This window comes from Mesorhizobium sp. M0437, assembly GCF_040321335.1.
GTDB lineage: Bacteria > Pseudomonadota > Alphaproteobacteria > Rhizobiales > Rhizobiaceae > Mesorhizobium.
The window spans coordinates 1-645 of record NZ_JAMYRK010000256.1; the positions used below are offsets into that span (position 1 = coordinate 1).

Consider the following 645-nt stretch of genomic DNA (forward strand, 5'->3'; position numbering starts at 1 on the left):
CAACGACGAAGCCCTGCTTTATGGCATCGGCTACTGGGTGAGCCTGGTCGAGACGGCGCTGGCTGCCTGAAATTACTGCTGTGCGACTGAGTCGCGAACGACACTGAGTCGCTTTAGGCGCTCTATTAGAGCTTCCGGTTAAGGAGGACGAGACGACAAATAAAACTTAACCGCCGGTTATATCAGGTTGAGAATTCGCCATTTGATCGACGCCAGCTTCGCACTTACGCTTTTTTAGCCTTTGACGCGGTTCCAGAAGGCAAAGCTCTTCACACGAATTCTAATGAGCGTCGATACCGGCGGCACGCAAACGGAAAAGAAAGGAATCCCGTCTGCTGGCGGGAACAAAGAGGGAGAACAAACAATGAGCATTTGGATGAATCGCAGACGTTTCATGCAGATGACGTCGTCCGGAGTCGTGGTCGGCGCGCTGTCTTCCGTCGCTAGCCGGGCTACGGCGCAATCATCGGGCGAGTTAAGGGTGGCGGTGGGCGGTGGCACTTGGGGTCAGGCCAATATCAATGCCTATGTGAAACCGTTTGAAGCCGAAACCGGCATCAAGGTGATGCCGATCACCGATGACGTGAGCCCGACGCAGCTTGAGCTTATGGTGACCCAGAATAACGTTACGATCGACGTGGCCGA

At 54.6% G+C, this 645-nt stretch carries 1 protein-coding gene; it reads left to right on the forward strand.

Annotated elements, in window-relative coordinates:
• Positions 1–283 precede the first annotated feature (283 nt).
• A partial coding sequence (locus NKI72_RS35335; RefSeq protein WP_352852304.1) for a twin-arginine translocation signal domain-containing protein occupies positions 284–645 on the forward strand: 362 nt, incomplete at its 3' end.